Raw genomic sequence first — 25999 nt, 5'->3', positions numbered from 1 at the left:
GCAGGTTCGTGGATCGCCTCGGCTACTTCAGCCCGCCGTCCGGCGCGACCGGTTTTTCCGCATGGCCGCCGAAATCGTGCCGCATCGCCGACAGCACGCGGTTCGCGAAATCGGCTTCTCCGCGCGAACTGAAGCGCGCGAACAGCGCCGCGCTGAGCACCGGCGTCGGCACGCCTTCGTCGATCGCCGCCGCGACGGTCCAGCGCCCCTCGCCCGAATCCGATACGCGGCCCGCGTAGCCTTTCAGCTCGGTGTCGCTGGCGAGGGAGCCGGCGATCAGGTCGAGCAGCCACGAGCCGATCACGCTGCCGCGCCGCCACACTTCCGCGATGTCCGCGAGATTCAGATCGTACTGATACTGCGCGGGGTGGCGCAGCGGCGACGTCTCCGCATCGGCTTCGCGCGCGTGGCGGCCGGCGTCGGCGTGGCGCAGTACGTTCAGGCCCTCGGCATAAGCGGCCATCAGCCCGTACTCGATGCCGTTATGAACCATCTTGACGAAATGCCCCGCGCCTTGCGGTCCGCAATGCAGAAAACCCTGCTCGGCGGTGCTCGCGCCCGCCACGCGGCCCGGTGTCGCGCTCTCAGTGCCGACGCCGGGCGCCAGCGCCGAGAAGATCGGTTCGAGCCGTTTCACGACCTCGGCCTCGCCGCCGATCATCAGGCAGTAGCCGCGCTCGCGCCCCGCCACGCCGCCGCTCGTGCCGACGTCCACGTAGTGAAGCTGGCGCGCGCCGAGTTGCTGGCCGCGGCGGATGTCGTCGTGATAGTAGGAGTTGCCGCCGTCGATCACGATGTCGCCCGGTTCGAGCAGCGGCACGAGTTTGTCGAGCGTCGCGTCGACCACCGCGGCGGGCACCATCAGCCACACGGCGCGCGGCCTGGCGAGCTTCGCGACGAGGTCTTCGAGCGAGCTGGCGCCGGCCACGCCTTCCTGCTTCAGCCTGTCGACGGCCGCCGGCTGCACGTCGTACACGATGCATTGCTGAGCACCGCTGGTCAGGCGCCGCACCATGTCGGCGCCCATCCGTCCCAATCCAATCATGCCTAGCTGCATAGCTCGCTCCGGAAGATGCTGCGTTGCGCTGTCCGATTTTCTGGTCGTCGTGTTGCGGCGGCGTGGTTGCCCTTAAGCATAGGCGCTGTGTCGCAAGGTGCGCCGAATGGGTCGAAAGAAGCCGCACTTTTTTGCAGAGGTGCGGCGCGGGTCAAAGTTCCGCGCGGCTGGAGGCGCGCCGCATCCGCACGAAGGCGGATGCGGCGGTGTCGCGCGTCATTCGCTGCGCTCGGGCACGCGCGTGCCGCGGCGCGCGGCCAGCTTCGCGTATTGCTCGGCCGCGAAGCGCTTCACCGCGCGCCACATCACCGGGTAACGATAGCCGGGCACCGCGAACAGCACGAGCGCGCACAGCCCCAGCAGTCCGCAAAACAGGAACGTGCCGCGATAGCTGAACGCCTGCACGAGCAGCCCGGACAGCACGCCCGACAGGATCGAGCCGACCCGCGCCGCATTGAAGAACAGCGCGGTCGCGCGCCCGGGCGAATGCGGCATCAGATCCTGCACGTAGGTCATGCCGAGGCAGGAGGTCACGGCGACCACGAACGCGTTCAGCATCTGCATCGGGATCAGCACGGTGACGTTGCCGGCGAGCGACATCGCGACGAAGTACACCGCATGCACGGCCGCGCAAGCGGCAAGCCAGTTCGGCTTGTGCAGCGACGACGACTTCGCGCCGAGCGCGAGCATCATCGGGATCTCGGTCAGCGCGCCGAGACCGAGCATCACCGACACGTCGAGATGCGTGCCGTTCAGCCCGTGCACGATGTAGAGCGGCAGCACGATCATCGTCGCGTTCGCGGCGAGGCCGAGCAAGGTCAGCGCGGTCACCGAGCGCAGGATGTCGTTCGCCGACGCGGCTGGCAGCGTTTCGTGCGCATCCTCGCCGGGTTGCCGCAGCGGCGGCACCGTGATCGACGCGGACGGCTCGGACGCGGTGTCCTCGACCGTGTGATCGCCGAGATGGCTCTGCGGCTCCTGCATGCGCCAGACGATGAAGCCACAGGTCGCGAAGCTCGCGGCCGCGAACAGGAACAGCCCGGTGAAGCTCGTCGCGGCGAGCACCAGCGCGCCGACCGACGGCCCGAACACCCATGCGGCCGACAGGATCGTGCGCAGCGTCGCGCTCGCGAACACGCGCTCGGCGGGGTCCGGCACCGGCAGCGCCGCGCGGCTGAACGAGAACACCATCGAAATCGCCGAGCCGCCCGCGCCGATGAACACGATGCCGACCACGAGCAGCAGCCGGTAATCGCGCACCACGCACAGACACAGGTAGCCGAGCGCGGCCAGGATCAGCGCCGCCAGCAACAACGGCCGGTGCCGCCCGCTCCGGTCGCTCCAGCGCCCGGCGGCCGTGCTCGCGAGCACGCCGCTCGCGGCGATCAGCGTCATGAATACGCCGAGCCGGAACGGCGTCATGCCGGCGCGTTCGATGCCGAACAGAGACAGATACGGTGCGGTGAAGGACATCGCCACACCGAGCATCAGGGTGGCGGCAGCGAGCGGCTTGAAGCCAGGAATGCGAAGCAGGTCGAAAAAACGCGCAGTTTTCAACACGGGGGCGGAGGGTCAGGTGGAGCGGGCCTCGCTGCGCTTCGATGCGCTCGACGGCACGATAGGCGTCGCGGGTTGGGGCCAAAACGACCGGGGGCATTATCGACCCGGAGCGCGGCTCGCGTAAACCCGCGCAACAGCCGTCCCAAATGTGGAATGCGCGCGCCCGTGCGCAGCGCCGCTCGCGCCGTGCCGTGCCGATGCGTGCGGTTAGCGGCAAGCTGCCGGCACGCTCGCCGCTATTTGCCCTCAGTTGCGCGCATTTGCTGCGCCTGCGCCTTGTAGTCGTAGGTCGGATAGAACTCGGTGTGATAGCCGCCCCACGCGGTCGATTCGATCGCACGGTTCACTTCGCGCAACCGGCTCGCGGGCACGCGCAGCGTCACGACCTGTCCGATGCCCATCATCACGTACCACGACACGACTTCGATGCCGGGCGGCGGAAAGGTCTTGAAGAAGCCCTGCTCGCGCAGTTGATCGTTGATCTTCGGCAGCGGCTTCGATTCGTCGTGGCGCAGGAAGATCGTCAGCAGGAAGGTGTCGTCGGCGGGAGCGGACGCTGGTGTGGCGGGGGTGGCGGCGAGCGTGGCGGGGGGCGCCGCGTCGGCGGCGTGGGCGAGCGGCGCGATGGCCAACATTCCCAACGACACGGCGAGGCCAGCGACTGTCGATCCAATGAGCATGAAACGCCTCCATCACGGATTGAACTCAGCTTCGATCAAACGTCTGCGCGCAGCAATCCCCGCTCCAGCGTGAACGCATCACACGACGACGTAGCCGCGCTGTTCGAGCGTCCAGCGATGCCAACGGTTGCCATACGCGCCGCACGCGAACGCGAACAGGATCGACAGCACGAAGCCGATCAGGTCGGCCGTCTCGCCCCACAGACCGATGCCGAGCAGAATCACGTTGATGCCCAGCATCACGAACGCGGCGAACCACATTCTTTTCGACAGCGCCCAGATGAAGCCGAGCAGGCACGCGCCCCAGCTGAAGCCGGTCGCGACCGCGATTGCGTCCTTGTGCTGCGGATGTTGCAGATAGATTCGGGCGTTCATGTTTTGCGAGGTTCCGTGCGATGACGCGGCGCGTCGATCGGTCGAGCACGTGCGCACCGCTTTTTAACATGCCGCGGCGACATCACGCGCATCGGCTGCATACGGCCGCTGCGCTGACGATCCGCAGCATAGCTGCTACCCTTGGCAGATCAAGATCAAGAGCGGAGCACGCATGACCTCCTCGACAGCTTATTCCCCGAAAGCCCCTTCCCGCGCCGAGCTCGACTCGCTGCCCGGCGCCACCGTCGTCGAATTCGGCACCGACTGGTGCGGCTATTGCCAGAGCGCGCAGGCCTCGATCCGGCAGGCGCTCGCGCCGCACGCGGGCCTGCGGCATCTGAAGATCGAGGACGGTCCCGGCCGCCCGCTCGGCCGCTCGTTCAAGGTCAAGCTGTGGCCGACGCTCGTGCTGATGCGCGACGGCGCCGAGGTCGCGCGCGTGGTGCGGCCGCGCAGCGCCGAGGACATCGAGGACGCGTTCGCGTCGCTCTGAGATTCGAGTTCCATCATGCGCCAGGTCATCCATCATCTGCGTGTCCAGGCCCGTGGCCGCGGCCTGGTCGAATTTACCGACGACGCGCGCCGCTTCGTCGACGATACGGACATCCGTACGGGTCTCTTGACGGTGTTTTGCCGGCACACGTCGGCATCGCTGCTGATTCAGGAGAACGCCGATCCAACGGTGCGGCGCGATCTGCAGCGCTACTTCGAGAGCCTCGCGCCCGAGGACGACACGCGCTACGAGCACGGCACCGAAGGCCCCGACGATATGCCCGCGCATCTGCGCACGGCACTCACGCAGGTGCAGCTATCGGTGCCCGTCGAGCATGGAAGAATGGTGCTCGGCACATGGCAGGGGCTCTATCTGTTCGAACATCGGCGTCAGCCACAGCCGCGCGATATCGTGTTGCATCTGCTCGGCGAATAAAGTCCGCTTTCGCACCCACTCGTCACGCAAAGGAAACCGTCACCGGCACTTCTCCGCACACCGCATCGTACGGAGCCTACCCAAGGGAGCACACCTCATGGACACCCGTAGCGAGCTGCAAGCCACCGTCAAGGCGATGATTCAACCGGGCAAGGGTCTTCTCGCCGCCGACGAAAGCGGCCCGACCATCGCCAAACGCTTCAAGACGATCGGCCTCGAATCGACCGAAGAAAACCGTCGCGCGTATCGCAACCTGCTGCTGACAACACCCGGCCTCGGCGAGTTCGTGAGCGGCGTGATCCTCTACCAGGAAACGCTCGGCCAGAAAGCCGACGACGGCACGCCGTTCCCGCAAGTGGCCGCGGCGAACGGCATCGTGCCCGGCATCAAGGTGGACCTCGGCAAGGTGCCGCTCGCGCTCGCTCCAGGCGACGAGATCACCGAAGGCCTCGACGGTCTCGCCAAACGCTTCGTCGATTACAAGCGCCAAGGCGCTCGCTTCGCGAAGTGGCGCGCGGTCTACAACATCAGCGCGAGCCTGCCGAGCCGGCTCGCGATCGAGGCGAACGCCGATTCGCTCGCGCGCTACGCGGCAATCAGCCAGGAGGCCGGCATCGTGCCGATCGTCGAACCCGAGGTGCTGATGGACGGCGATCACACGATCGAGCGTTGCGCCGAAGTGACCGAGGCCGTGTTGCACGAGGTGTTTCATGCGCTGCATCGGCATCGCGTCGTGCTCGAACATATCGTGCTGAAGCCGAGCATGGTGCTGGCCGGCTCCGAGCATGAGCAGCAGTCGAGCACCGCGCATATCGCGGCGGCGACCGTGCGCGTGTTGATGCGCACCGTACCCTCTTCGGTGCCGGGTCTCGTGTTCCTGTCGGGCGGACAGTCGCCCGAGGAAGCTACCGCCAATCTCAGCGCGATGAACCGGCTCGGCGCGCTGCCGTGGAATCTGAGCTTTTCGTATGGGCGTGCGTTGCAGGAGCCGCCGTTGAATGCGTGGCGCGGCCAGCCGGGCAACGTAAAGGAAGCGCAGCAGGCGCTGCTCAAGCGCGCGCGTCTGAATGGCGCGGCCGCGCTCGGCAAGTACGACCCGTCGATGGAAAAGGATTGAGCGCTGGCGGGCGCAGCGCGAATCGCCCGTCAGCACGCTTGTGCACAAAAACGCAGGAGCCGACACGCCAGGGGACCGGCGCGTGGCTCCTTCTGCACTTCTGTCTCAATACGCGGCGCTTACTGCCCCTTCGTATCGCTGCTCGCGTCGGCGCCCGGCATATTCGTCGAGTCGGTCATGGGCTTCTTCGACTTCGAGTGCTTCTTCATGTGATGGTGGGTCGCAGGCGTAGCCGTCGTCGCCGGGCCCGCATCGCCGCCCTCGCGTGACGAGGTCGCGGCGTTGGTGTTCGGGTCGGTGCCGGCCGGCCCCCCGCCGCCGCCGCCGCCACCGCCGGCACCTTGGGCCATCGCGAGCGACGAAGCCGCGAGCAAGGTGGAAACGAGCACTGCGTGTCTGATCTTCATGGCGATTCTCCTGGGTGTCGAGAGTGTCGAAACGAAGTGGGCGCGCGGCAGCCGCACGCGCAAACCTCGCACGCTTGTGAGCAAGGGCTGTGCCGCACCACAGCACGACAGGAAAAGCCCATGCACGCAATGCGCGAACGGCGTGCCGCGGCTTCAGGTGCCGCACGCCACCAGCGCATGCAATTCGTCGATATTGAACGGCTTCGAGAGGATTGCGATGCCGAGCCGACGCGCGCGGTCGAGCTCGTCGGCGTAACCGGTCATCAACGCGATCTTCTGCGACGGCCACGCGCTGCGGATCTTCTCCGCGAGCTCGATACCGTTCAGCTTGCCCGGCATCTGGATGTCCGACAGCACGAGCTCGAAGCGCTCGCCGGCGCTCAGCACGTCGAACGCCTGGTCGGCGGTCGGCTCGTGATGGACCTCGCAGCCGAAGGTTTCGAGCACCGCGGTCACGCCGGCCGCGACGTCCTCGTTGTCCTCGACGAGCAGTATGACCCCGGCCGCGCTCGGCAACGGCTGGCGCGCATCGACGCCGGCCGTTGCGGCGCGCTCGCGATAGCGCGGCAGAAACATCCGTACCGTCGTGCCGCTGCCCAGCACGCTGTCGATCTTCGCGGTGCCGCCGGCCTGCTCGGACATCGACAGGACCTGGGCGAGCCCGAGGCCGGTGCCCGAGCCGCGCAGCTTGGTCGTGAAGAGCGGCTCGAACGCGCGTCGCGCGACCGATTCGGGCATCCCTTCGCCGTCGTCGGAGCAGGCGATCAGCACGTACTCGCCGTCCGGCAGCAGCGTGTCGCTGCCGACCAGCCGATTGTTCTGGCAGCGGATCACAAAGCGCCCGCCGCGCGGCATCGCATCGCGCGCGTTCATCGCGATGTTCACGATCGCGAACTCGAGGTCGGTCGGATCGACGAGCACCTGCCACAGGCCCTCCGGTATGCGCAGCGCCAGCTCGATCGTGTCGCCGAGCGCCGCGTTGATCAGCGGCACGGCGGCCGGCAGCCAGCGTGCCAGCTCGACGGGCTCCTGCTTCAGCGGCTGCTTGCGCGCGACGCTGAGCAGACGCCGTGTCAGCGCTTCGGCCGTGGCGGTGGCACGCTCGACCGCATGTACTTCCTTCTCGAGATCGTTGTAATGCTTGAGCCGCGCTAGCTCGGTATTGGCCGACACCACCATCAGCAGATTGTTGAAATCGTGAGCGACATTGGCGACCAGATTGCCGAGCGCGCCCATGCGCTGCAGTTGCCGGCTCGACGCCTCGGCCGACAGACGCATCGCGACCTCGCCCTGCCAGCGCTCCCACGCGCGCCGCTCTGCTTCGAGCTGGCGCAGCGAATACAGTACGAGCGCCCAGATCGCGATACAGGGCACCGCCGTCAGCGCCGCGATGAACAGAAAGTGCGTGCGCCACCCCGCCACGATCGACGACGTCGCATACGCGCTCATTACATACAACGGGTAGTCGCCGACGCGGCGAAACGCGAGCAGACGCTCGACGCCGTCGACGGTCGAATTCAGACGCACGTGGCCGAACAGCTGTTTGTCGCGCAACGCGGACATGAACGCGCTGTGCATCGACGGCCCGCGCGCCGGCCGGCCAAGGCGGATAGCGCACCAGCAGATTGCCGTCCTGCCGGTAGAGTGCGAGCGCGAGCGACGGATCGCCGTTGGTCAGTTCGCGATAGAAGCGCGAAAAATATTCGTTGCGCAGCGCGACCGTGACCGCGCCGAGAAACCGGCCGTTCGCGTCCGAGCGGCCGATCGCGGTCGTGAAGACGTCGACCTTCGACAGTGGGCCGAACATCGGCAGCGAGTAATACGGCTGCGGACGCATCGCCTTCGCGGCGAGAAAATCGTCGCGCTGGCCGGTCTGCAGCGCCGGCGCCGGATACGCGAGGCTCGATACGAGCAGCTCGCCGTTCACGCCGAGCAGCGCGATCGATGCGACCTGCGGAAAGTCGCCGCCGATGCTCTTCAGGCGCTCGTGCAATTCGCGCTCGCGCGCACGGATCTGCGCATCGTCGGAATTGCCGAGCAGCTCGATCACGCGCGAGGCCATCTGCCGGTTCAGATCCAGCACCTTGACGGCCTGCTCCTGCGCCACGCGCGCGAGGCGGTCGATCATATCGTTCGCATCGGAGATCCGGCGCTGGTAGTCGAAGTAGCCATAGCCCGCGAGGCAGGCCAACGGAAACACGATCGACACGGCCAGCACGATCAGCAACATGCGCCGTGTCGCCGCGAAGTTGCGTGACGGCATCGGCACATCGACTGCGACACGTTCTGCACGCTGCACGGTCACCCGCTCCATCAAAGTTGCCTAAGGTCAGGGAAGGCATTGCCTGTGAATTCGCACGCCGCTGTTCGCGCGCTAATTCCCCTGCCTCGAAATTTACCGCAACTCGGCCTATCTTCCCAAGCGGGTTCGCTGCATCACTTCGCTAGGCCGCGCGGGCACACTGATTGCTGCCCTATCGCTGCTCGATGGCCAGCCCACTTCCGTTCCTGCTCGCGACGCGCCTCGCTGCGCTGCGCGAGCCTTTCCATGCCCGAGGCCTCACCATGTCGACGACTGCCCGCCGCGTTGCGCGGCTATCGGATTTGCCGGCGGAGCGTGCGGTGCGCGTCACCGTGGACGACACGCCGATCCTGCTCGTGCGCGACGGCGACACCGTGCACGCGTACTCCCCGGATTGCCCGCATGCGGGGGGCCCGCTCGAAGAGGGTGCGCTGTGCCACGGCCGCATCATCTGTCCGTGGCACAAGGGCACCTTCGATGTCGCGACCGGCAACGTGCTGGAGCCGCCCCCGCTGCTGCCGCTCGATCGCTACCCGGTCACGCTCGATGGCGACGACGTGCTCGTATCGCCGGAAAAAATCGCCGCGCCGGATGCGGCGGCGCACACACCCGCGCTCGATGCCGCGCAACGCAAGCACTACGTGGTGATCGGCGCGGGCGCGGCCGGCGCCGCCGCCTGTGCCGCGTTACGCGAGTTCGGCTTCGAGGGCCGCATCACGCTGATCGGCGACGAAGCGCACGCGCCGTACGACCGCACCTCGCTGAGCAAATTCGTTCCGTCGTTCGAAATGCCACCCGCCGACGTGCCGCCGCTGTTGCCGCCCGATTGGCTGCACACGCACGGCATCGAACGGATCGTCGCGAAGGTCGCGCGGCTCGACGTGCCCGCGCGCACGATCCATTTCGAAGCCGGCGCAGGTAATGGCGGGCAGAGCATCGAGCCGCTCAAATACGACACCGCGCTGCTCGCCACCGGCAGCGTGCCGAAAGTGCCCGACATTCCAGGCTGCGAACTCGGCGGCGTGCACGTGCTGCGGCACCTCGACGATGCCGCCGCGTTGATCGACGCGCTCGGCGACGATGCATCGCAAACCCGCGTCGCGATTCTGGGCAGCAGTTTCATCGGCCTCGAAGTCGCATCCGCGTTGCGCAAGCACGGCGTGCCCGTCACCGTGATTTCGCGCGACAAGGTGCCGTTCGTGAAGCAGTTCGGCGAGCGCGCGGGCCAAATGTTTCGCGCGCTGCACGAAAGCAATGGCGTGAAGTTTTATCTCGACGCGAAGGTCGCCTCGCTCGAGGGCGAGGAAGGCAACGTGCATACGGTGATGCTCGCGGACGGCGAAGCCATCGCCGCCGATGTCGTGCTGCTAGGCACGGGGGTTGCGCCGGCTACAGGGTTCGTCGAAGGACTGCCGTTGCAGAAGGACGGCGGCGTGGTCGTCAATGCCGGCATGAGCGCCGCGTGCGGTCTGTATGCGGCCGGCGATATCGCCGTGTTCTCGCTGCACGAGAACCAGGAGCCGCTGCGTATCGAACATTGGCGCGTCGCGCAGCAGCACGCGCGCATCGCCGCGCAGAACATGTGCGGCTTGCGTACCCGCTATGCGGACGTGCCGTTCTTCTGGACCTATCACTACGGCAAGAACTTCGAATACCTGGGCCACGCGAGCGAGTGGGATGAGATCGTCGTCGATGGGGACTTCGATCATCACCAGTTCATCGCGCTGTACGTGCGCGACGGCAATGTCGACGCGGTGTTCGCCTGCGAGCGCGAGGCGCTGACCGCGCGGCTTTCGGACGCGATGCGCGGCGGGCTGTCGCGCGCCGAGGCGCTCACGATCATCGGCGCGACGGCCGGCAGCGCGCCGCAAGCGGCGGCGTCGTGAGCCATCGTCTTGCCGTTCAACCTTGAGGAAGGAGCCACCATGACGACACACAAGGAACAGCATCCGCACTCGGAAAAGAGCGAACAGCAGATCGACGAACAGGTCGAGGACAGCTTCCCGGCTAGCGACCCGCCTTCGACGGGCGGCACCACCAAGATCGAGCCGGAGCAGGACAAGGCAAAGGCCGGGCACGACAAGCCCGCCGGTCAATAGGCGCGTGGCGGCGCGCTGCGCGCTGCCCGTGCTTCCCGAGCGCCCGCGGCCTCGTGCATTGCTGTGATCACGGCGGCCGCGGGTGGCATCTATTGCACTCCACCATTCTCAACCCACTGGAACGACGGAAACGACTCACCATGTCAGACGAGACCGGCTCGGCCAGCACCGGGAAGGAAGCATCCGGGCGCGATGCGTCGCGCGGCGATGCGCGCCGCGACGGCAACGACGCACGCGATGACGGCGGCAAACGCGGCAACGACAAGAACAAGGACAACGGCGACGACGACGGCCAGCAGAAAAAGCCCGGCAAAAAACCGCTGATCATCCTCGGTGCGCTCGTGATCCTGATCGGCATCGTCGGCTTCGTCTGGTGGTTCGCGACCCGCAACGAAGTAACGACCGACGACGCCTACACCGACGGCAACGCGATCACGATGGCGCCGAAAGTCTCCGGCTACGTGGTGACGCTGGCGGTCGACGACAACCTGTTCGTGCACAAGGGCGACCTGCTGCTCGTGATCGACAAGCGAGACTACCAGGCCCAGGTCGATCAGGCGAAGGCGCAGCTCGGTCTTGCGAAAGCGCAATTGAACGCCGCGCAGGTGCAGCTCGATATCGCGCGCGTGCAGTATCCCGCGCAGTACCGCCAGGCGAAAGCGCAGACTTCGTCGGCGGAAGCGAATCTGCGTGAGGCGCAAGCCGCCTGGCAGCGTCAGCACTCGGTCGATCCGCGCGCGACCACGCAGCAGAACGTCGATACCGCCGACGCGCAGCGCCAGTCGGCCGACGCGAGCGTCGCGCAGGCGCGTGCGCAGCAGCGCACCGCGAGCCTCGTGCCGCAGCAGTTGCGCCAGGCCGAGGCCAGCGTCGACGAACGCCGCCAGCAGGTGCATCAGGCCGAGGCGCAGCTCGAACAGGCGCAGCTGAATCTGTCGTACTGCGAGGTGCGCGCGCCGTCGGATGGCTGGATCACGCGGCGCAACGTGCAGCTCGGCAGCTTCCTCACCGCGGGCGTGTCGCTGTTCTCGATCGTCACGCCGCAGGTGTGGATCACCGCGAACTTCAAGGAATCGCAGCTCGAACGCATGCGCCCCGGCGACAAGGTCAAGGTCGACGTCGACGCGTATCCGCAGCTCGAGCTGCGCGGCCATGTCGATAGCGTGCAACTCGGCAGCGGCTCGCGCTTCTCGGCGTTCCCGACCGAAAACGCGACCGGCAACTTCGTGAAGATCGTGCAGCGCGTGCCGGTCAAGATCATCATCGACGAAGGTCTGCCGCGCGATCATCCGCTCGGGCTCGGCTTGTCGGTTAAGCCGAAGGTGTACCTGAAATGACCGCGTCCGATGCCGCGCCAGGCGACGCATCGTCGAACTGGAAGCCATCCGCGAATCCGTGGCTGATCGCAATCGTCGTCACGCTCGCGGCGTTCATGGAAGTGCTCGACACGACCATCGTCAACGTCGCGTTGCCGCATATCGCGGGCACGATGTCCGCGAGCTACGACGAAGCGACGTGGACGCTGACCTCGTATCTGGTCGCCAACGGCATCGTGCTGCCGCTCTCGGGCTTCTTCGGCCGGCTGCTCGGCCGCAAGCGCTATTTCCTCGTCTGCATCATTGCGTTCACCGTGTGCTCGTTTCTGTGCGGCATCGCGACCGATCTGTGGCAGCTCATCATCTTCCGCTGTTTGCAGGGCTTTTTCGGCGGCGGACTGCAACCGAACCAGCAGTCGATCATTCTCGACACGTTCGCGCCGCAGCAGCGCGGCCGCGCATTCTCGATTTCGGCGGTCGCGATCGTCGTCGCGCCGGTGCTGGGGCCGACGCTCGGCGGCTGGATCACCGACAACTTTTCGTGGCGTTGGGTGTTCCTCGTGAACGTGCCGTTCGGCGTGCTGACCTCGCTCGCGGTGATGCAGCTGGTCGAGGACCCACCGTGGAAACGCAAGGGCGACCTGCGCGTGTCGGTGGATTACGTGGGCATCGTTCTGATCGCGATCGGCCTCGGCTGCCTGCAGGTGATGCTCGATCGCGGCGAGGACGACGACTGGTTTTCATCGAACTTCATTCGCACGTTCGCGGTGCTCGCGGTGTCCGGCATCGTCGGCGCGATCTACTGGCTGCTGTACACGAAGAAGCCGGTCGTCGACCTGCGCTGTCTGAAGGACCGCAACTTCGCGCTCGGCTGCGTGACGATCGCCGCGTTCGCGACGATTCTCTATGGCAGCGCGGTGCTCGTGCCGCAGCTCGCGCAGCAGCAGCTTGGCTATACGGCGATGCTCGCGGGCCTCGTGCTGTCGCCGGGCGCGGTGCTGATCACGATGGAAATTCCGCTGATCAGCAAAATGATGCCCCACGTGCAGACGCGCTTGCTGGTGGCGACCGGCTTCGGGCTGCTCGCGTGCGCGCTCGCGTATTCGCATACGCTCACGCCGGACATCGATTACTTCACGCTAGTGAAGATGCGCAGTGCGCAGTCGCTCGCGATCGGCTTCCTGTTCGTGCCGATCACGACGCTCGCGTATCTGACCGTGCCGCCGCGACTCAACGACGACGCGTCCGCGCTGTTTACGATGTTCCGCAACGTTGCGGGTTCGATCGGCATCTCGCTGTCGACCGCGATGGTTCGCGAGCGCACTCAGGCGCGCATGGCGCATCTGTCGGAGTTCATGTCGCCGCTTTCGCAGAACTACAACGATACCTTGCAACGCAACGCCCAGAGGATCGCCGACATGAATGGCATGCCGCTTTCGCAGGCGCTGCAAACCGCAAATGGCCATCTGTACACCACGTACATCTCGCAGGCGACGTTCCTCGCCTATGTCGACGTGTTCGCGTTCCTCGCGATTTTCTGCACGCTTTGCATTCCGATCGCGATTTTCTTTTCACCGGTCAAAGCGTCCGGCGGCGGAGGACATTGAAGTGAAGCTTCGTTCGAGGCGCGGCGTTCTCGATTCCGCTACGGGTTTGATTGCGTGTGTCGTCGTCGGCATGCCCGCGCTGCTGCTCGCTTCCTGCACGGTCGGCCCCGACTTTCATGCGCCGCACGCCGACGTGCCGGCGCAGTGGCACGATACCCAGCGCACCGCTGCGAGCGATGCGGCCGCTAGCGGCGCATCATCCGCAACGGCGGCCAACGTCGCTTCGGTGCCGACGCTCGACACCGATCCCGACCCGCGCTGGTGGCGCAGCTTCAACGATCCGACGCTCGACGCGCTGATCGCCCGCGCGACGCTCGGCAACCTGGACCTGCAGCAGGCGGTGCTGCGCATCGTCGAAGCGCGCACCCAGGTGCAAGCGGCGGCCGCGCAAGGCTTGCCGAATCTGCGCGCGACCGGCAGCTATCAGCGCGAGCAGCTCGGCCTTAAAGGTTTTCTGGAGGAGAACGGCGCGTTCGATAAGGTCGATCAGCTCGGCGCGCCGAATTCGCCGGCCAACAGGATCGCACCGGGCGCGGGGGCCGCGCTGCAAAACGGCGCGAACAACCTGCTCGATCAGCTCACGGCGCCGGTCAATCTGTGGCAGGTCGGCTTCGACGCGACCTGGGAGCTCGGTCTGTTCGGCCGCGTGCGTCGCTCGGTCGAGGCCGCGAACGCGCAAACCGAGGCCGCGTACGAAAGCCGCAACGACGCGTTGCTATCGCTCGAAGCCGAGGTCGCACAGACCTATATGCAGTTGCGCGGCGCGCAGACCTTGCACGACATTGCGGTGAGCCTCGTCGAGCAGCAAGGCGAGACCGTCGCGTTGACGGAGAACCAGGCGAAGGTCGGACTCGCGAGCCAGCTCGATGTGCAAAGCGCCCGCGCCCAGCTCGCGCAAACGAAAACGCAGTTGCCGCAATACGATCAGCAGATCGCCCAGGCGCTGAACGCGCTTGCTTATCTGATCGGTGAGCCGCCCGGCGCGCTCGAAGCGCAGCTGAGTGCGCCGCAGACCGTGCCGCCGGTGCCGCCCGTCGTGCCGGTAGGCCTGCCGTCGACGCTCGCGCGGCGCCGGCCCGACATCCGCCGCGCCGAGGCGAACCTGCATGCGGCGACGGCGAGTGTCGGCGTCGCGGTCGCGCAGTTCTATCCGGACGTGTCGCTGACCGGCAAGGCCGGCACGCGCGCGACGAATGCGCGCGATCTGGCGCGCTGGTCGCACTTGTTCTATTCGTTCGGACCCACCGTGTCGCTGCCGATTTTCGAGGGCGGCGCGCTGGTCGCCAATCTGCGGATGTCGGAGGCCCAGCAGGCCGAGGCCGCGCTCGATTACCGCAAAACCGTGCTGACCGCGCTGCGGGACGTGGACAACGCGCTCGTCGTCTATCGCACCGATCAGGCACGGCGCGATGCGCTCGCCGACAGCGTCGCCGCGCAGCAGACCTCGTTCGATCTGTCGCGCGACAGCTATCGCAAGGGGCTCACGAGTTTCATCAACGTGCTCGACGCGCAGCGGCAGCTCGCGCAGGCACGCGAGCAATACGCTCAAGGCACGACCCAGGTCAGCACAGATCTGGTGGCGCTGTACAAGGCGCTAGGCGGGGGCTGGCAGAGCGATGCGGATGCGGCGGCGGGGGCAACCGGCGCCGCGGCGCCGCCTGGCAGCGGCGGATAACCGGCCGCGATGCGGCGAGGCCGCAAGACGGCGAGGCCGCAAGGCGTCAGCCATGCTCGAACTGCGGCTCCTCAATCACCGTTCGCGTCGCATCGAGATGACGGCACGCGGCTAGCATCTGCTGCAACGACGTCACCGCGCAATCCGCTTCCAGCGACTCTTGCTGCTCCGCGCTCCACTGCTGCCTATCCTCGGGCGCCCAAAGGCCGACCACGATCGACACGTTCGGCAAGCGCGCGCGGATGCGCCGGATCAGATTGCGCAGATGCGACGGGATGCCGTCGATCTGCAGATACAGAAGGCAGACGATGCCGACGTCGCCAGCCTCGAGGCGATCGATCGACGCGCGCGACACCGCCTCGTGCAGCAGCGAGCGCGCCGCGAAGCCGTGCTTGCCGAGCAACTGCAGCAGGATGATCGTCGCGAGCGCGTCGAGCGGACCACGGCCCGGCAGGCACAACACGCGGCTCGTCGGCGCATGCCACGCGAATACGGGCTCTACGACGGACGGTTCGCCGCCCGGCTCCTGCTGCGGGCCGTGGGTCTGTTCCGGCGTGAGCGTCGCGGTGCTCACGCCACTGTTCGCCGCGTCGACCGATCGTGGCATCGCCCCCGTGGCCCGCGTTTCGTCGGAGGGCGCGAGCGGCCCCGCCGCGCCCCAGTTCGACTGCGTCGCGAGCGGTGCGGGTTCGCGATCCTCGTAGCCGTCGAGGCCGTCGACCAGCTCGTTGGTCGTCGATTCGATGCGCGCGAGCTGTGCGCTCGTCACGCTGCCCCTCGTTACGTCGCTGGCCGCGAGCCGCAAGGCCCCAATCGCGACTTCATCGTAATAGGCCGACAACGAGCGATCACGCAGCAGCACTTCGGCCTGCTCGATCGGTTGATCCGGATCGCCGGCGAGCGCGCGTTGATAGAAGTTTTCGACCGGCGTCAGCGGCGGCTGATCGCCGAGCAGCACGTCGAGAAACTCGAGACGCCGCACATGCCGGCCGAGCACCAGCAGACACAGCGTCAACGGTGTCGACAGGATCAGTCCGATGGGCCCCCAGATCCAGCTCCAGAAGATTGCCGCGACCACCACCGAAAACGGCGACAGGCCCGTGCTGCGCCCATACAGCAGCGGCTCGACCACCTGCCCCACTGCGAGCTCGGCGACCACGAACAGCACCAGCGACCAGATCGCCATCTCCCAGCCGGGACTGACCGCGGCCGCGAGCGCGGTGGGCAGTATCGCCGCGATCCAGATGCCGACGTAGGGCACGAGCCGCAGCAGCGCCGCCAGAATGCCCCACAGGACCGGGCTCGGCACGCCGATCAGAAACAGCCCCGCGCCGATCACGACACCAACGCCGGTGTTCACGCCGAGCTGCGACACGAAGTAGCGGCTCAGGCGCCGCGCGGTCTCGTCCATCACCGTGGTCGTGCGATGCAGGTCGCGCGAGCCGAACAGCCGGATCGCGCGATCGCGCAGGTCGTCGCGTTGCAGCAGGATCACGATCGTGACGACGAACACGATGAACGCGGTTTCCAATGGACTGATGGCCGGCGACAATACGCGTCGCGCGAGCTCGAACGGCGTGGGCACCGGCTCGCGCACTTCCACCGGCACCGCCGTCGATGCCTGCGGGCTCGCCGCGGCCGCACCGTTCGGCGCTGGTAATTGCGGCGGCTCGATCGTCGCGGGCTGCAACGCCTGCCCTGCCTCGCTCGCGAAACGGTTCAGCTTGCCGATCGTCAGGCTGTGCACGGTATCGAGCTTGTGATGGATGGTCGCCTGATAGCGCGGCATGCCGGCGGCGAGATCGGTCAACTGTGTGGCGATCACCGCGCACAACAGCGCGATGACCGACACCGAGATCAGCACCGCCGCGCACACCGACGCGACATGGCCGAGTTTGAGCCGGGCCAGTGCATCGGCGAGCGGCGCGACGAGAAAGCTCAACAGGATCGCGAGCGTGATCGGAATCATCACCGCGCTCGCGAAGTACAGGCATGCGACCGCGATCACCGCGACGACGAATGTGACGAGGCCCTCGATACCGAATGCGGCGGTCGCTGCCTGAATACGCGCGGCGGGGCTCGTGGCGCGCGGCTCGGGTGTGTCGTTCATCTCGTGAAGGAAGATCGGGCGTGGGAAAGCGGTCCCTGAGCCGCGCGCGATGCGCCGGCTCAGAGTCTCTTTACTCCGGAAGGCTAAGTAACGCCTATTTCATCGTGTCGCCCGACACCGGCCCGCTCTCGACCGGTGGTGCCTCCTTCTCGATCTCACTGCGCGCCTGCTCCCAGTATTGCTCGGGCGTGCCCTTCGGCTCGGCCGCCTGCTCCCACAGATAGTAGGCGCGCGTGCGGATCTGCTCGTCGACGCTCGGTTCCTGTTCCATGTGTTCACCCCAGCTTGGCTGTTTGCGTTCGCGCGTCTATCGTCGCGAAGATCGGAGACACGTGCGTGTCGTCAACCACAGAGGGAGCAAACCTTGTACCCGGCCTGCGGCCCGCTTTTACCACGGAGTGCGACGGAACTGGCGTCGCTCGCTCACCCGGACTAGCCTGGCGATGAGTCGCCTTCGTCGGAAGTCAACTGCTCTTCGAGGCGGTCGAATACGCGCTGCGTCGCGCGGCTCGGCGCTTCGAGCGCGAACAGCAGCAGCGAGCGGCCCGTCACCTGGTAGGCATCGCCCGCGCTGAATTGCGGCAGCTCGGCGCGCACCGGCATGTTGGTATCGACGAGGCAGGTCCAACGCTCGCCCTCGGGAATGTCGGGCAGCGTGAAATTGACGACGTCGTGATGCGCGTTCAGCACCAGCAGCAAGGTCGCGTCGGACGCGAGACGGCGAATGCCGCTCGCCTGCGCGCGGCCATCGATCACGAGGCCGAAGCAGCGCATCGCCGGATCGGCCCATTGCTCGGCCGTGATGTCGGTGCCGTCCGGCGATAGCCAGCGCGTGTCGGTCACGTCGAGCGTCTCGTTGTATTCGCCGGTCAGAAACCGGCCTCGCCGCAGCACCGGCAAGCGGTGGCGCAGCGTGGTCAGCTTGCGCACGAACTCGGTCAGCGCGCGGCCGTCGTCGTCGATCGCATCCCAATCGACCCAGCTGATCTCGTTGTCCTGGCAATACGCATTGTTGTTGCCCTGCTGCGTGCGGCCGAATTCGTCGCCGGCGAGGACCATCGGCGTGCCCTGCGACAGCAGCAGCGTCGCGAGCAGATTGCGCTTCTGGCGCTCGCGTTGCTGGCGGATGTCGGCGTCGTCGGTCGGTCCTTCGGCGCCCATGTTCCACGACCGGTTGTCCGCATGGCCATCGCGGTTGTCCTCGCCGTTTGCGTCGTTGTGCTTGTCGTTGTACGAGACCAGATCGTTCAGCGTGAAGCCGTCGTGCGCGGCGATGAAGTTCACGCTGGCCCAGGGCCGCCGGCCGCGGTGATTGAACTTGTCGCCCGACGCGGTGATGCGTGTCGCGAGATCCGCGGCGGTGCTCTCGTCGCCCTTCCAGTACGCGCGCGCGGTGTCGCGGAAACGATCGTTCCATTCGGCCCAGCCCGGCGGAAATCCGCCCACCTGATAGCCGCCCGGGCCGCAATCCCACGGCTCGGCGATCAGCCGGATGCTGGAGAGCACCGGGTCCTGGCGGCAGCTGTCGAGAAAGCCGCCGCCTTCGTCGAAGCCGTGATCTTCGCGGCCGAGGATCGTCGCGAGATCGAAGCGGAAACCGTCCACTTTCATTTCGGTGACCCAGTAGCGCAGACTGTCGGTCACCATCTGCAGCACACGCGGATGCGACAGGTTCAACGTGTTGCCGGTGCCGGTGTCGTTGATGTAGTAGCGCGGCTCGTCCGGCATCAGCCGGTAGTACGACGCGTTGTCGATGCCCTTGAACGAGATTGTCGGGCCGCGTTCATTGCCTTCGGCCGTGTGGTTGTATACGACGTCGAGTATCACTTCGAGGTCGGCCTGGTGAAAGCGGTCGACCATCTCCTTGAACTCGCCGACCGACTCGGTCGTTGACGCGAAGAAACGCGGATCGGCCGCGAAAAAGCCGATCGTGTTGTAGCCCCAGTAGTTCGTCAGGCCCTTGTCGAGCAGATGTTTGTCGTTGACGAAGGTCTGGATCGGCATCAGCTCGACCGAGGTCACGCCCAGACTGCGGATATGATCGAGCACCGGCTGCTGCGCCAAACCCGCGAACGTGCCGCGCAAACGCTCGGGCACTTGCGGATGACGTTTCGTATAGCCGCGCACGTGCGTCTCGTACAGAATCACCCGCTCCCACGGCAGCGCGTTGCGCTCCGGATGACCCCACGAAAAATTCGCGTCGACCACCTTGCATTTCGGCACGAAGGGCGCGCTGTCGCGCTCATCGAATGACAGGTCCAGCTCTTCCGAATCGAGCGTATAGCCGAAAATTTCCGGCGCCCATTTCAGCTCGCCGATGTGCGCCTTCGCATACGGATCGAGCAGCAGCTTGTTCGGATTGAAGCGATGCCCGTTCTGGGGCTCGTAGGGGCCATGCACGCGATATCCATAGACGGCACCCGGTTTCAGATTCGGTATGAACACATGCCATACCTCGTCGGTGTACTCGGGCAGTTCGATGCGTTCGAGTTCGTGCCGGCCGGATTCGTCGAACAGACACAGTTCGACCTTCGTCGCGTGCGCGGAGAACAGCGCGAAGTTGACGCCGTTGCCGTTCCATGTCGCGCCGAGCGGAAATGGCGTGCCTTCGGAAATGCGCGTCGAGTAGCTGGCTGGGGATGACATAAGTGTTCTCAGTGGATGCAAGGAGGCTGGTATCTCGGGGGCATGCATGTGTTTTTTTCAACTGCCTTCCCACGTGTTCCGGGCTGCTCGATATTCAAGTTTAGGCATTCGGGGCGAACGCGCCGGACATTGCACAGCGCGCACCCAGCAGGCGAGTTCGAACAGCAACTTTTGGGCCTGACGGGCTTGCTTTCCCTCAGGTCAAAAGTCGCGGCATGAGATTTGCAGCATAGCGGCAAGGCGCACGCGTTCCGCGCCATCGAAAAGCCACGACAGCAATCAGGGAGAACACAGATGATGCGCAACACGCAGATCAAACCGCTGGCCGCTTCCGCATCGCTTCTCGCCGCCATTACGCTGATTTCCGCGTTGGGTCCGTGCGGCAGCGCGTTCGCGCAAGGCGCTCCGCAAGCGATCACCGAAAAACGCACCGACGTCGTGCAGCTCGCGAGCGGATATCGCGCGTCGAAGCTGTCGGGCGCGGACGTGTACAACCGCAACAAGGACAATATCGGCACGCTCGACGATCTGATCGTATCGCCGGGCACCGAGCGCACCACCTACGCGATCCTGTCGGTCGGCGGCTTTCTCGGCGTGGGCAAGCATCTGGTCGCGGTGCCGTTCAATGATCTGCAGATCGACAACCGGCGTGTCGTGCTGCCCGACGGTACGAAGAAATCGCTCGAGGCGTTGCCGGAGTTCAAGTACGCGGATTGAGGGCGGCGCTGCCGCGTCGAATCGATCGACGCGGCTACGGGCCGTCAGCCGAGCAGCTTGTCGGGTGTAATCGGCAAATCGCGGATGCGTTTGCCGGTCGCATGCCAGATCGCGTTGCAGACCGCCGCGGCCACGCCCACCACGCCGATTTCCCCGACGCCTTTGACGCCGAGCGGATTGACGATGTCGTCACGCTCGTCGACGAATAGCACGTCGATCTCGTGAATGTCAGCATTCACGGGCATATGGTATTCGGCGAGATTGTGATTCATCTGCCGTCCGAGCACGTGATCGAACTGGCCGTGCTCGTGCAGCGCCATGCTGATGCCCCACACGACGCCGCCCGCGATCTGACTGCCCGCCGTCTTCGGATTGACGATGCGCCCCGCCGCGACCGCGCTCACCACGCGCGTCACGCGCACGGTGCCGAGGGCTTCGTCGACGCGCACTTCGGCGAACACCGCCGAATGCGTGCCCATCGAATATGCCTGCTGCTTGACGTGCGGCTCCACGCTCGCCTGCTCATCGAGTTCATCGAGTCCGGCGCGCTCGAGCAGCGTCGCGATTGCGATCGAGTCGTCCGCGTGCGGGCCGCACACGAGCCGGTTGCGCTCGCGCCGCACTGCTTCGCGATCCACCGACGCGAAGCGCGCACCGCCATGTTCGCGCGCGAGTTCGACGAGACGATTGTGCAGGCGCGTGCAGGCCGCATCGACAGCGCTGCCCACTGACGACACCGTCCACGATCCGCCCTCGATCGGCGCCTTCGGCAGCCGCGTATCGCCGAGTTCGAAGCTGACGTCCGCGAGCGGTACGCCGAGCGCATCGGCGGCGATCTGCGTCATCGCGGTGTAGGTGCCGGTGCCGATATCGGCGGTCGAGCTCGACACCCTGACGCAGCCATCGGGCGTCAGCACCGCACGGGCGGCCGCTTTGTTCTGCATCGCGTCCCATGCACCGGTCGCCATGCCCCAGCCGATCAACTCGTTGCCTTCGCGGCGTGCACGCGGTTCGAGCGGCCGCCCGGCCCAGCCGAAGCGCGCCGCGCCTTCGCGATAGCAGTCGCGCAGCGCCTTGCTCGAAAACGGCAGGTTCTTGTTCGCGTCGCGCTCCGCGTAGTTGACGAGCCGCAATTCGAGCGGGTCCATCCGCAATGCCTCGGCGAGTTCGTCCATCGCGACTTCGAGCGGAAAGAGCCCTTGGGTCGCGCCGGGCGCGCGCATGTCGGCCGGCGTCGGCACGTCGAGCTTCGCGACCTTGTAGCCCATCGACACGTTGTCGCATCGATACAACTGCCCGGCCCAGTTGACTACCACGTCGCAGAACTCCTCGTAGCGCGAAGTTTCCGACACCGCCTCGTGGATCACCGCCTGCAGGCGGCCATCGGCCGACGCGCCGAGCGCGACGCGCTGCACCGATTGCGGCCGATGCGCGAAGGTGAACATCTGCTGCCGGGTCAGCGTGACGCGCACGGGCTTCTTCAGTTCGCGCGCGGCCATCACCGCGAGCGCCAGATGATATTGCGGCCGCAAGCCGGAGCCGAACGCGCCGCCGACGAACGGCGACACCACCTGCACTTCGTCGTCTTTCAAACCGAACACGCGCTGCAGATAGCCCTTCGTATTGACGACGCCCTGAGTCTTCTCGTAGACGGTCAAGTGTCCTCGCGCATCGGGCACGACGGTGCAGCCGTGCATTTCCATCGGATTGTGGTATTGCGCGGGCGTGGTGTAGAACGCGTCTACGCGCACCCTGGCATCGGCCAACGCTTTGCGCGGGTCGCCGCGCTCGGGCGGCGGCGGATCGAAGCCGCCCTTCTCCGCCGACGGCGGCACGGCGCTCATCAACGCCGCCTCGATATCGGTCTGATGAGAAGCGACCTCGTAGCGCACCCGCACCAGCGACGCCGCGTAGCGCGCGAGTTCGAGCGACTGCGCGACCACCAGAGCGACCGGCTGCCCGCTGTACCACACGCGCTCGTCCCACAGCGGTCTCAATGGCGTGCCGGCCGGCGCGATCATGTCCTTGAACGCATCGACGTCCGATGGCAGCGCCGGACGCTTGCGATGCGTGAGCACGAGCAGCACGCCGGGCAGCGCTTCGGCGGCCGAGGTATCGATCGAGACGATCTTGCCCGAAGCGATCGTGCCCGACACGACGACGCCATGTACGAGCCCTTCGGCGCAGAACTCGGCCGCATATTGCGCGGCGCCGGTCACTTTGGCGAGGCCGTCGACACGCGATTGCGGCACGCCGATCGCGTGCTTCGTGCTGCCTGTCGATGGCAAGGTTTCGGCACGGTTCATCGTGCGGCCTCCTCGAACGAACGTTGTGTGGCCTCGCCGAAGGCGCGCAGGATCACGCGCGCCGCGAGTTCGATCTTGAACGCGTTGTCGCGCTGGGGGCGCGCATCGCGCAGCAGCGCCGCCGCGAAATCGCGCAAGGTCCGCGCGTTCAGCGTCTCGCCGCGCAGTGCGGCTTCGGCGGCGGGATCGCGCCACGGCTTGTGCGCGACGCCGCCGAGCGCGCAACGCGCATCGACGATGCGCGAGTCGTCATCCAGTTCGACACCGACCGCGGCCGACGCCAGCGCGAACGCATACGATGCGCGGTCGCGCACCTTCACGTAGGCGTGATGCGCCGAAAAGCCTTGCGGCGGCAACTCGATCGCGGTGACGAGTTCGTCGTCGCGCAAGTTGGTATCGATATGCGGCGTGTCGCCCGGCAGCCGGTGAAAATCCGCGAACGGCAGCGTCCGTGCGCCGTCGTTGCCGATCAGATGCACGGTGGCGTCGAGCGCCGCCAATGCGACGCACATATCGGACGGATGCACGGCGATGCAGTGTTCGCTCGCGCCGAGGATCGCGTGAATGCGGTTCACGCCGTGCAGCGCCGGGCATCCGCTGCCGGGTTCGCGTTTGTTGCACGGCGTGCCCACGTCGTAGAAGTAGTAGCAGCGCGTGCGTTGCAGCAGATTGCCGCCGACCGTCGCGACATTGCGAATCTGCGGCGACGCGCCGGCCAGGATCGCTTTCGCAAGCAGCGGGTAGCGCGCTGCGACGGTATCGTCATACGCGAGCGCGCTGTTCGTTACGAGCGCGCCGATCATCAGGCCGCCTTGCGCCGACGCTTCGATCCGCCTGAGCGGCAAACGGTTGATGTCAATGAGCAAAGCCGGCCGCGCCACGTCTTCGCGCAGCAGGTCGACGAGATTCGTGCCGCCCGCGATGAACGCTGCGGCCTTGTCCGACCGATGCCGTTCGAGCGCATCCTGCACCGCCTCGGCGCGCGTGTACGAGAAGCGGTTCATGGCCGCGCTCCGCGCTGATTCGCGACCGCACTGGCTTGCCTTGCATCCTCGTCACCGAAATGCGCCGCGTCGAGAATCGCGGCGACGATATTCGTATATGCGCCGCAGCGGCACAGATTGCCGCTCATCTGCTCGCGCACGTCGTCCGCGCAGCGCGCATGGCCTTCTTCGAGCATCGCGTACGCCGAGCAGATTTGCCCCGGCGTACAGTAGCCGCACTGGAACGCATCATGTTCGATGAACGCTTGCTGCAATGGATGCAACGTATCGCCGTTCGCGAGACCTTCGATGGTCGTGATCGATGCACCGTCGTACATGACCGCGAGCGCGAGGCAGGTATTGATCCGCTGACCATTGACGAGCGCCGTGCACGCGCCGCATTGGCCGTGATCGCAGCCCTTCTTGGTGCCGGTCAGGTGCGCATGCTCGCGCAGCAGATCGAGCAGCGAGGTCCACGCTTGAACGCCGAAGTGCCGCGTCTCGCCGTTGATCTCGAACGTCAATGCATGCGACGCGGGCGCGTCGGCCTGCGCGGTTTCAGCATCGGGGGTAGCCATCGGATTTCCTCCTCACAAGGCGTCGCGCAAGCAACGCGGCGCGCGACGAAACTCCATGCAACTCGAACCCATGCAAAACGGCGGCAGCGCGCGAGCGCGATGCCGCCGCGGCGTGCGGCGCGTCGCAGCTCGACGCGCCCGGCTGAACGCTTATTGCCCCGCCGCGCTACCCGCGCGCGGCGGCGTCGCGCCTTTGAAGCGCTGGTTGGTGGTGGTGCGGCCATTGCCGCCGCCGGCAACCCCATTGGTCGCGCCCCCCGACTCGCCGACGTTGCCGTTCGCGTCGTTCGCGCTGGTCGTATCCGGCGTGCGCGATTCTTCCAGACTTGCGCCGGGTTGTGCGGCGGACTTTCCGGGTTGCATAGACGGATTGGAACCGGTCTGCGCGAAGCCCGCCTGCGCAAAACCTAGCGCAAGGCAGCCCGACACGAGCGCGGCACCCAGTTTGACGGATACATCGATCTTCATGTCACTCTCCCTTATGACATTATGGAAACCACTGCGAGAAGCTGCTGCGCGGTCCATGGCAGCCTCGCCGCCTTCGGTTCGACAACCTAAATAATCGGCGCGCCGCCTGTCACGGCAATCGTCGCGCCCGAGATATAGCTCGCTTCGTCCGACGCGAGCATCACATACGCGGCCGCGAGTTCCGCCGGTTGACCGGGGCGCTTCATCGGCACCTGCTTGCCGAACTGCTCGACCTTCTCGGGCGGCATCGTCGATGGGATCAGCGGCGTCCAGATCGGTCCCGGCGCCACGCAGTTTGCGCGAATACCCTTTTCCGCGAGCAATTGCGCGAGGCCGCCGGTGAAGTTCTGAATCGCACCCTTGGTGGTCGCGTATGCGATCAGGCCGGGATTCGGATGATCGGCATTGATCGACGACGTGTTGATGATCGCGCCGCCCGGCTTCATATGGCGGACCGCCGCACGCGTGATCCTGAACATCGCGCCGATGTTGGTATCGAAGGTCTTGTCCCATTCTTCGTCGCTGATCGCGTCGAGCGACGGATAGCTCATCTGATACGCGGCGTTGTTGACCACCACGTCGAGCCGGCCGAAAGCCTCGATCGCCTTGTCGACGATCGCATCGCAATGCTGGCGATCGCGGATATCGCCGCCGACCAGCACCGCCTTGCGACCGGCGTCCTCGACCCAGCGCGCGGTCTCGCGCGCATCGTCTTCTTCGTCGAGATAGGCGATCAGCACATCGGCGCCTTCACGCGCGAACGCGATCGCGACCGCACGGCCAATGCCGCTGTCGCCACCGGTCACGATCGCTGCCTTGCCAGCGAGACGCCCCGAACCTTCGTAGGTTTTCTCGCCGTGATCCGGTTGCGGGTTCATGCCGGCCGTGCGGCCGGGCGTCTGGTCCTGCTGCTGTTCAGGAAACGGCGGTGCCGGGCGTTGCTTGTCGCTCATGTCTGATCTCCCTCGTTGCAAATGACCCTCGGCGGCGCGCACGAGCGCGCCGCGTCATCGGTCTTTCAGCAACGAGTGGGCCTGCGTGTGCGAGCGAAGTGAAACCCCTGCGTGA

General features: G+C 66.2%; 22 protein-coding genes and 1 pseudogene. 9 read left to right on the top strand and 14 right to left on the bottom strand.

Translation table 11 applies throughout. The features are described from left to right. Window positions 1–22: 22 nt before the first annotated feature. The 4 genes from gnd to QFZ91_RS31415 all read right to left on the bottom strand — a co-directional run bounded on the left by gnd (window position 23) and on the right by QFZ91_RS31415 (window position 3672). Window positions 23–1057: a phosphogluconate dehydrogenase (NAD(+)-dependent, decarboxylating) gene (gene gnd, locus QFZ91_RS31430; protein ID WP_429569565.1), complete on the bottom strand. Its 1035-nt coding sequence runs from the start codon at window positions 1055–1057 to the stop codon at window positions 23–25. Between the two features lie 216 nt (window positions 1058–1273). Then, window positions 1274–2617: a sugar efflux transporter gene (locus tag QFZ91_RS31425; protein ID WP_429569564.1), complete on the bottom strand. Its 1344-nt coding sequence runs from the start codon at window positions 2615–2617 to the stop codon at window positions 1274–1276. Window positions 2618–2853: 236 nt separating this feature from the next. Next, window positions 2854–3297: a hypothetical protein gene (locus QFZ91_RS31420; RefSeq protein WP_176105933.1), complete on the bottom strand. Its 444-nt coding sequence runs from the start codon at window positions 3295–3297 to the stop codon at window positions 2854–2856. Between the two features lie 78 nt (window positions 3298–3375). Then, window positions 3376–3672, bottom strand: coding sequence for a DUF2628 domain-containing protein (locus tag QFZ91_RS31415; RefSeq protein WP_176381497.1), 297 nt, complete (start codon window positions 3670–3672; stop codon window positions 3376–3378). A gap of 172 nt (window positions 3673–3844) precedes the next feature. Here QFZ91_RS31415 and QFZ91_RS31410 point away from each other — a divergent pair, with 172 nt between their 5' ends. From QFZ91_RS31410 to QFZ91_RS31400, 3 genes are all read left to right on the top strand, one after another. Next, entirely contained in the window at window positions 3845–4165 is a 321-nt protein-coding gene (locus QFZ91_RS31410) for a thioredoxin family protein (protein ID WP_368717759.1), read from the top strand. Between the two features lie 15 nt (window positions 4166–4180). Further along, window positions 4181–4600, top strand: a complete 420-nt coding sequence (locus QFZ91_RS31405) for a secondary thiamine-phosphate synthase enzyme YjbQ (RefSeq protein ID WP_429569563.1) — start codon at window positions 4181–4183, stop codon at window positions 4598–4600. A gap of 97 nt (window positions 4601–4697) precedes the next feature. Beyond that, window positions 4698–5717 carry a class I fructose-bisphosphate aldolase gene (locus QFZ91_RS31400; RefSeq protein ID WP_176105937.1) on the top strand — a complete coding sequence of 340 codons (1020 nt, stop codon included), beginning with the start codon at window positions 4698–4700 and terminating at the stop codon, window positions 5715–5717. A gap of 119 nt (window positions 5718–5836) precedes the next feature. Here the strand turns inward: QFZ91_RS31400 and QFZ91_RS31395 are convergent, their stop codons facing one another. Continuing rightward, on the bottom strand, window positions 5837–6124 hold the full coding sequence (locus QFZ91_RS31395) for a hypothetical protein (RefSeq protein WP_429569562.1): 288 nt from the start codon (window positions 6122–6124) through the stop codon (window positions 5837–5839). Between the two features lie 153 nt (window positions 6125–6277). Beyond that, a pseudogene (locus QFZ91_RS31390) lies at window positions 6278–8438 on the bottom strand (response regulator). Window positions 8439–8689: 251 nt separating this feature from the next. On the opposite strand from QFZ91_RS31390, the gene QFZ91_RS31385 reads away from it, so the two are divergent. The 5 genes from QFZ91_RS31385 to QFZ91_RS31365 all read left to right on the top strand — a co-directional run bounded on the left by QFZ91_RS31385 (window position 8690) and on the right by QFZ91_RS31365 (window position 15123). Further along, window positions 8690–10312 carry an FAD-dependent oxidoreductase gene (locus QFZ91_RS31385; protein WP_429569561.1) on the top strand — a complete coding sequence of 541 codons (1623 nt, stop codon included), beginning with the start codon at window positions 8690–8692 and terminating at the stop codon, window positions 10310–10312. A 39-nt stretch (window positions 10313–10351) separates the two neighbouring features. Continuing rightward, window positions 10352–10525, top strand: a complete 174-nt coding sequence (locus tag QFZ91_RS31380) for a hypothetical protein (protein ID WP_176105940.1) — start codon at window positions 10352–10354, stop codon at window positions 10523–10525. Window positions 10526–10665: 140 nt separating this feature from the next. Next, window positions 10666–11862, top strand: coding sequence for an HlyD family secretion protein (locus QFZ91_RS31375; RefSeq protein WP_429569560.1), 1197 nt, complete (start codon window positions 10666–10668; stop codon window positions 11860–11862). Then, window positions 11859–13448, top strand: coding sequence for a DHA2 family efflux MFS transporter permease subunit (locus QFZ91_RS31370; protein WP_429569559.1), 1590 nt, complete (start codon window positions 11859–11861; stop codon window positions 13446–13448). The genes QFZ91_RS31375 and QFZ91_RS31370 overlap by 4 nt, the downstream gene beginning before the upstream one ends. A gap of 70 nt (window positions 13449–13518) precedes the next feature. Next, window positions 13519–15123: an efflux transporter outer membrane subunit gene (locus QFZ91_RS31365; protein ID WP_429570921.1), complete on the top strand. Its 1605-nt coding sequence runs from the start codon at window positions 13519–13521 to the stop codon at window positions 15121–15123. A gap of 46 nt (window positions 15124–15169) precedes the next feature. Here the strand turns inward: QFZ91_RS31365 and QFZ91_RS31360 are convergent, their stop codons facing one another. From QFZ91_RS31360 to glgX, 3 genes are all read right to left on the bottom strand, one after another. Then, window positions 15170–17233, bottom strand: a complete 2064-nt coding sequence (locus QFZ91_RS31360; RefSeq protein ID WP_429569558.1) for an AI-2E family transporter — start codon at window positions 17231–17233, stop codon at window positions 15170–15172. 94 nt (window positions 17234–17327) lie between these two features. Then, on the bottom strand, window positions 17328–17504 hold the full coding sequence (locus QFZ91_RS31355; RefSeq protein ID WP_176105945.1) for a DUF2934 domain-containing protein: 177 nt from the start codon (window positions 17502–17504) through the stop codon (window positions 17328–17330). A 161-nt stretch (window positions 17505–17665) separates the two neighbouring features. Then, complete coding sequence (gene glgX / locus QFZ91_RS31350) at window positions 17666–19879, bottom strand: glycogen debranching protein GlgX (RefSeq protein ID WP_429569557.1); 2214 nt, start codon at window positions 19877–19879, stop codon at window positions 17666–17668. Between the two features lie 294 nt (window positions 19880–20173). On the opposite strand from glgX, the gene QFZ91_RS31345 reads away from it, so the two are divergent. Continuing rightward, entirely contained in the window at window positions 20174–20596 is a 423-nt protein-coding gene (locus QFZ91_RS31345; RefSeq protein WP_429569556.1) for a PRC-barrel domain-containing protein, read from the top strand. 44 nt (window positions 20597–20640) lie between these two features. Here QFZ91_RS31345 and QFZ91_RS31340 read toward each other — a convergent pair whose 3' ends face one another. From QFZ91_RS31340 to QFZ91_RS31320, 5 genes are all read right to left on the bottom strand, one after another. Continuing rightward, complete coding sequence (locus tag QFZ91_RS31340) at window positions 20641–22902, bottom strand: xanthine dehydrogenase family protein molybdopterin-binding subunit (protein ID WP_429569555.1); 2262 nt, start codon at window positions 22900–22902, stop codon at window positions 20641–20643. Then, window positions 22899–23906, bottom strand: coding sequence for an FAD binding domain-containing protein (locus QFZ91_RS31335; RefSeq protein ID WP_429569554.1), 1008 nt, complete (start codon window positions 23904–23906; stop codon window positions 22899–22901). The genes QFZ91_RS31340 and QFZ91_RS31335 overlap by 4 nt, the downstream gene beginning before the upstream one ends. Next, a complete protein-coding gene (locus QFZ91_RS31330; protein ID WP_429569553.1) occupies window positions 23903–24463 on the bottom strand; it encodes a (2Fe-2S)-binding protein in 561 nt (186 codons plus the stop codon). The genes QFZ91_RS31335 and QFZ91_RS31330 overlap by 4 nt, the downstream gene beginning before the upstream one ends. A gap of 150 nt (window positions 24464–24613) precedes the next feature. Continuing rightward, complete coding sequence (locus tag QFZ91_RS31325; RefSeq protein WP_429569552.1) at window positions 24614–24931, bottom strand: hypothetical protein; 318 nt, start codon at window positions 24929–24931, stop codon at window positions 24614–24616. An 86-nt stretch (window positions 24932–25017) separates the two neighbouring features. Next, entirely contained in the window at window positions 25018–25884 is an 867-nt protein-coding gene (locus QFZ91_RS31320) for a glucose 1-dehydrogenase (protein WP_368596229.1), read from the bottom strand. Window positions 25885–25999 lie beyond the last annotated feature (115 nt).

The organism is Paraburkholderia sp. JPY419, assembly GCF_050435705.1.
In the GTDB taxonomy this organism is placed as follows: Bacteria; Pseudomonadota; Gammaproteobacteria; order Burkholderiales; family Burkholderiaceae; genus Paraburkholderia; species Paraburkholderia youngii.
Note: the sequence above shows the minus strand (reverse complement) of the source record. Positions and strands in the feature narration are given on the sequence as shown.

Excerpts from the sequence above, each read along its gene's own strand:
- QFZ91_RS31355 (WP_176105945.1), bottom strand. The coding sequence starts at position 17,504 with ATGGAACAGGAACCGAGCGTCGACGAGCAGATCCGCACGCGCGCCTAC.
- gnd (WP_429569565.1), bottom strand. The coding sequence starts at position 1,057 with ATGCAGCTAGGCATGATTGGATTGGGACGGATGGGCGCCGACATGGTG.
- QFZ91_RS31320 (WP_368596229.1), bottom strand. The coding sequence starts at position 25,884 with ATGAGCGACAAGCAACGCCCGGCACCGCCGTTTCCTGAACAGCAGCAG.
- QFZ91_RS31405 (WP_429569563.1), top strand. The coding sequence starts at position 4,181 with ATGCGCCAGGTCATCCATCATCTGCGTGTCCAGGCCCGTGGCCGCGGC.
- QFZ91_RS31365 (WP_429570921.1), top strand. The coding sequence starts at position 13,519 with ATGCCCGCGCTGCTGCTCGCTTCCTGCACGGTCGGCCCCGACTTTCAT.
- QFZ91_RS31330 (WP_429569553.1), bottom strand. The coding sequence starts at position 24,463 with ATGGCTACCCCCGATGCTGAAACCGCGCAGGCCGACGCGCCCGCGTCG.
- QFZ91_RS31325 (WP_429569552.1), bottom strand. The coding sequence starts at position 24,931 with ATGAAGATCGATGTATCCGTCAAACTGGGTGCCGCGCTCGTGTCGGGC.
- QFZ91_RS31360 (WP_429569558.1), bottom strand. The coding sequence starts at position 17,233 with ATGAACGACACACCCGAGCCGCGCGCCACGAGCCCCGCCGCGCGTATT.
- QFZ91_RS31375 (WP_429569560.1), top strand. The coding sequence starts at position 10,666 with ATGTCAGACGAGACCGGCTCGGCCAGCACCGGGAAGGAAGCATCCGGG.
- QFZ91_RS31340 (WP_429569555.1), bottom strand. The coding sequence starts at position 22,902 with ATGAACCGTGCCGAAACCTTGCCATCGACAGGCAGCACGAAGCACGCG.
- QFZ91_RS31420 (WP_176105933.1), bottom strand. The coding sequence starts at position 3,297 with ATGCTCATTGGATCGACAGTCGCTGGCCTCGCCGTGTCGTTGGGAATG.
- QFZ91_RS31335 (WP_429569554.1), bottom strand. The coding sequence starts at position 23,906 with ATGAACCGCTTCTCGTACACGCGCGCCGAGGCGGTGCAGGATGCGCTC.
- QFZ91_RS31410 (WP_368717759.1), top strand. The coding sequence starts at position 3,845 with ATGACCTCCTCGACAGCTTATTCCCCGAAAGCCCCTTCCCGCGCCGAG.
- QFZ91_RS31345 (WP_429569556.1), top strand. The coding sequence starts at position 20,174 with ATGATGCGCAACACGCAGATCAAACCGCTGGCCGCTTCCGCATCGCTT.
- QFZ91_RS31395 (WP_429569562.1), bottom strand. The coding sequence starts at position 6,124 with ATGAAGATCAGACACGCAGTGCTCGTTTCCACCTTGCTCGCGGCTTCG.
- glgX (WP_429569557.1), bottom strand. The coding sequence starts at position 19,879 with ATGTCATCCCCAGCCAGCTACTCGACGCGCATTTCCGAAGGCACGCCA.
- QFZ91_RS31385 (WP_429569561.1), top strand. The coding sequence starts at position 8,690 with ATGTCGACGACTGCCCGCCGCGTTGCGCGGCTATCGGATTTGCCGGCG.
- QFZ91_RS31380 (WP_176105940.1), top strand. The coding sequence starts at position 10,352 with ATGACGACACACAAGGAACAGCATCCGCACTCGGAAAAGAGCGAACAG.
- QFZ91_RS31400 (WP_176105937.1), top strand. The coding sequence starts at position 4,698 with ATGGACACCCGTAGCGAGCTGCAAGCCACCGTCAAGGCGATGATTCAA.
- QFZ91_RS31415 (WP_176381497.1), bottom strand. The coding sequence starts at position 3,672 with ATGAACGCCCGAATCTATCTGCAACATCCGCAGCACAAGGACGCAATC.
- QFZ91_RS31370 (WP_429569559.1), top strand. The coding sequence starts at position 11,859 with ATGACCGCGTCCGATGCCGCGCCAGGCGACGCATCGTCGAACTGGAAG.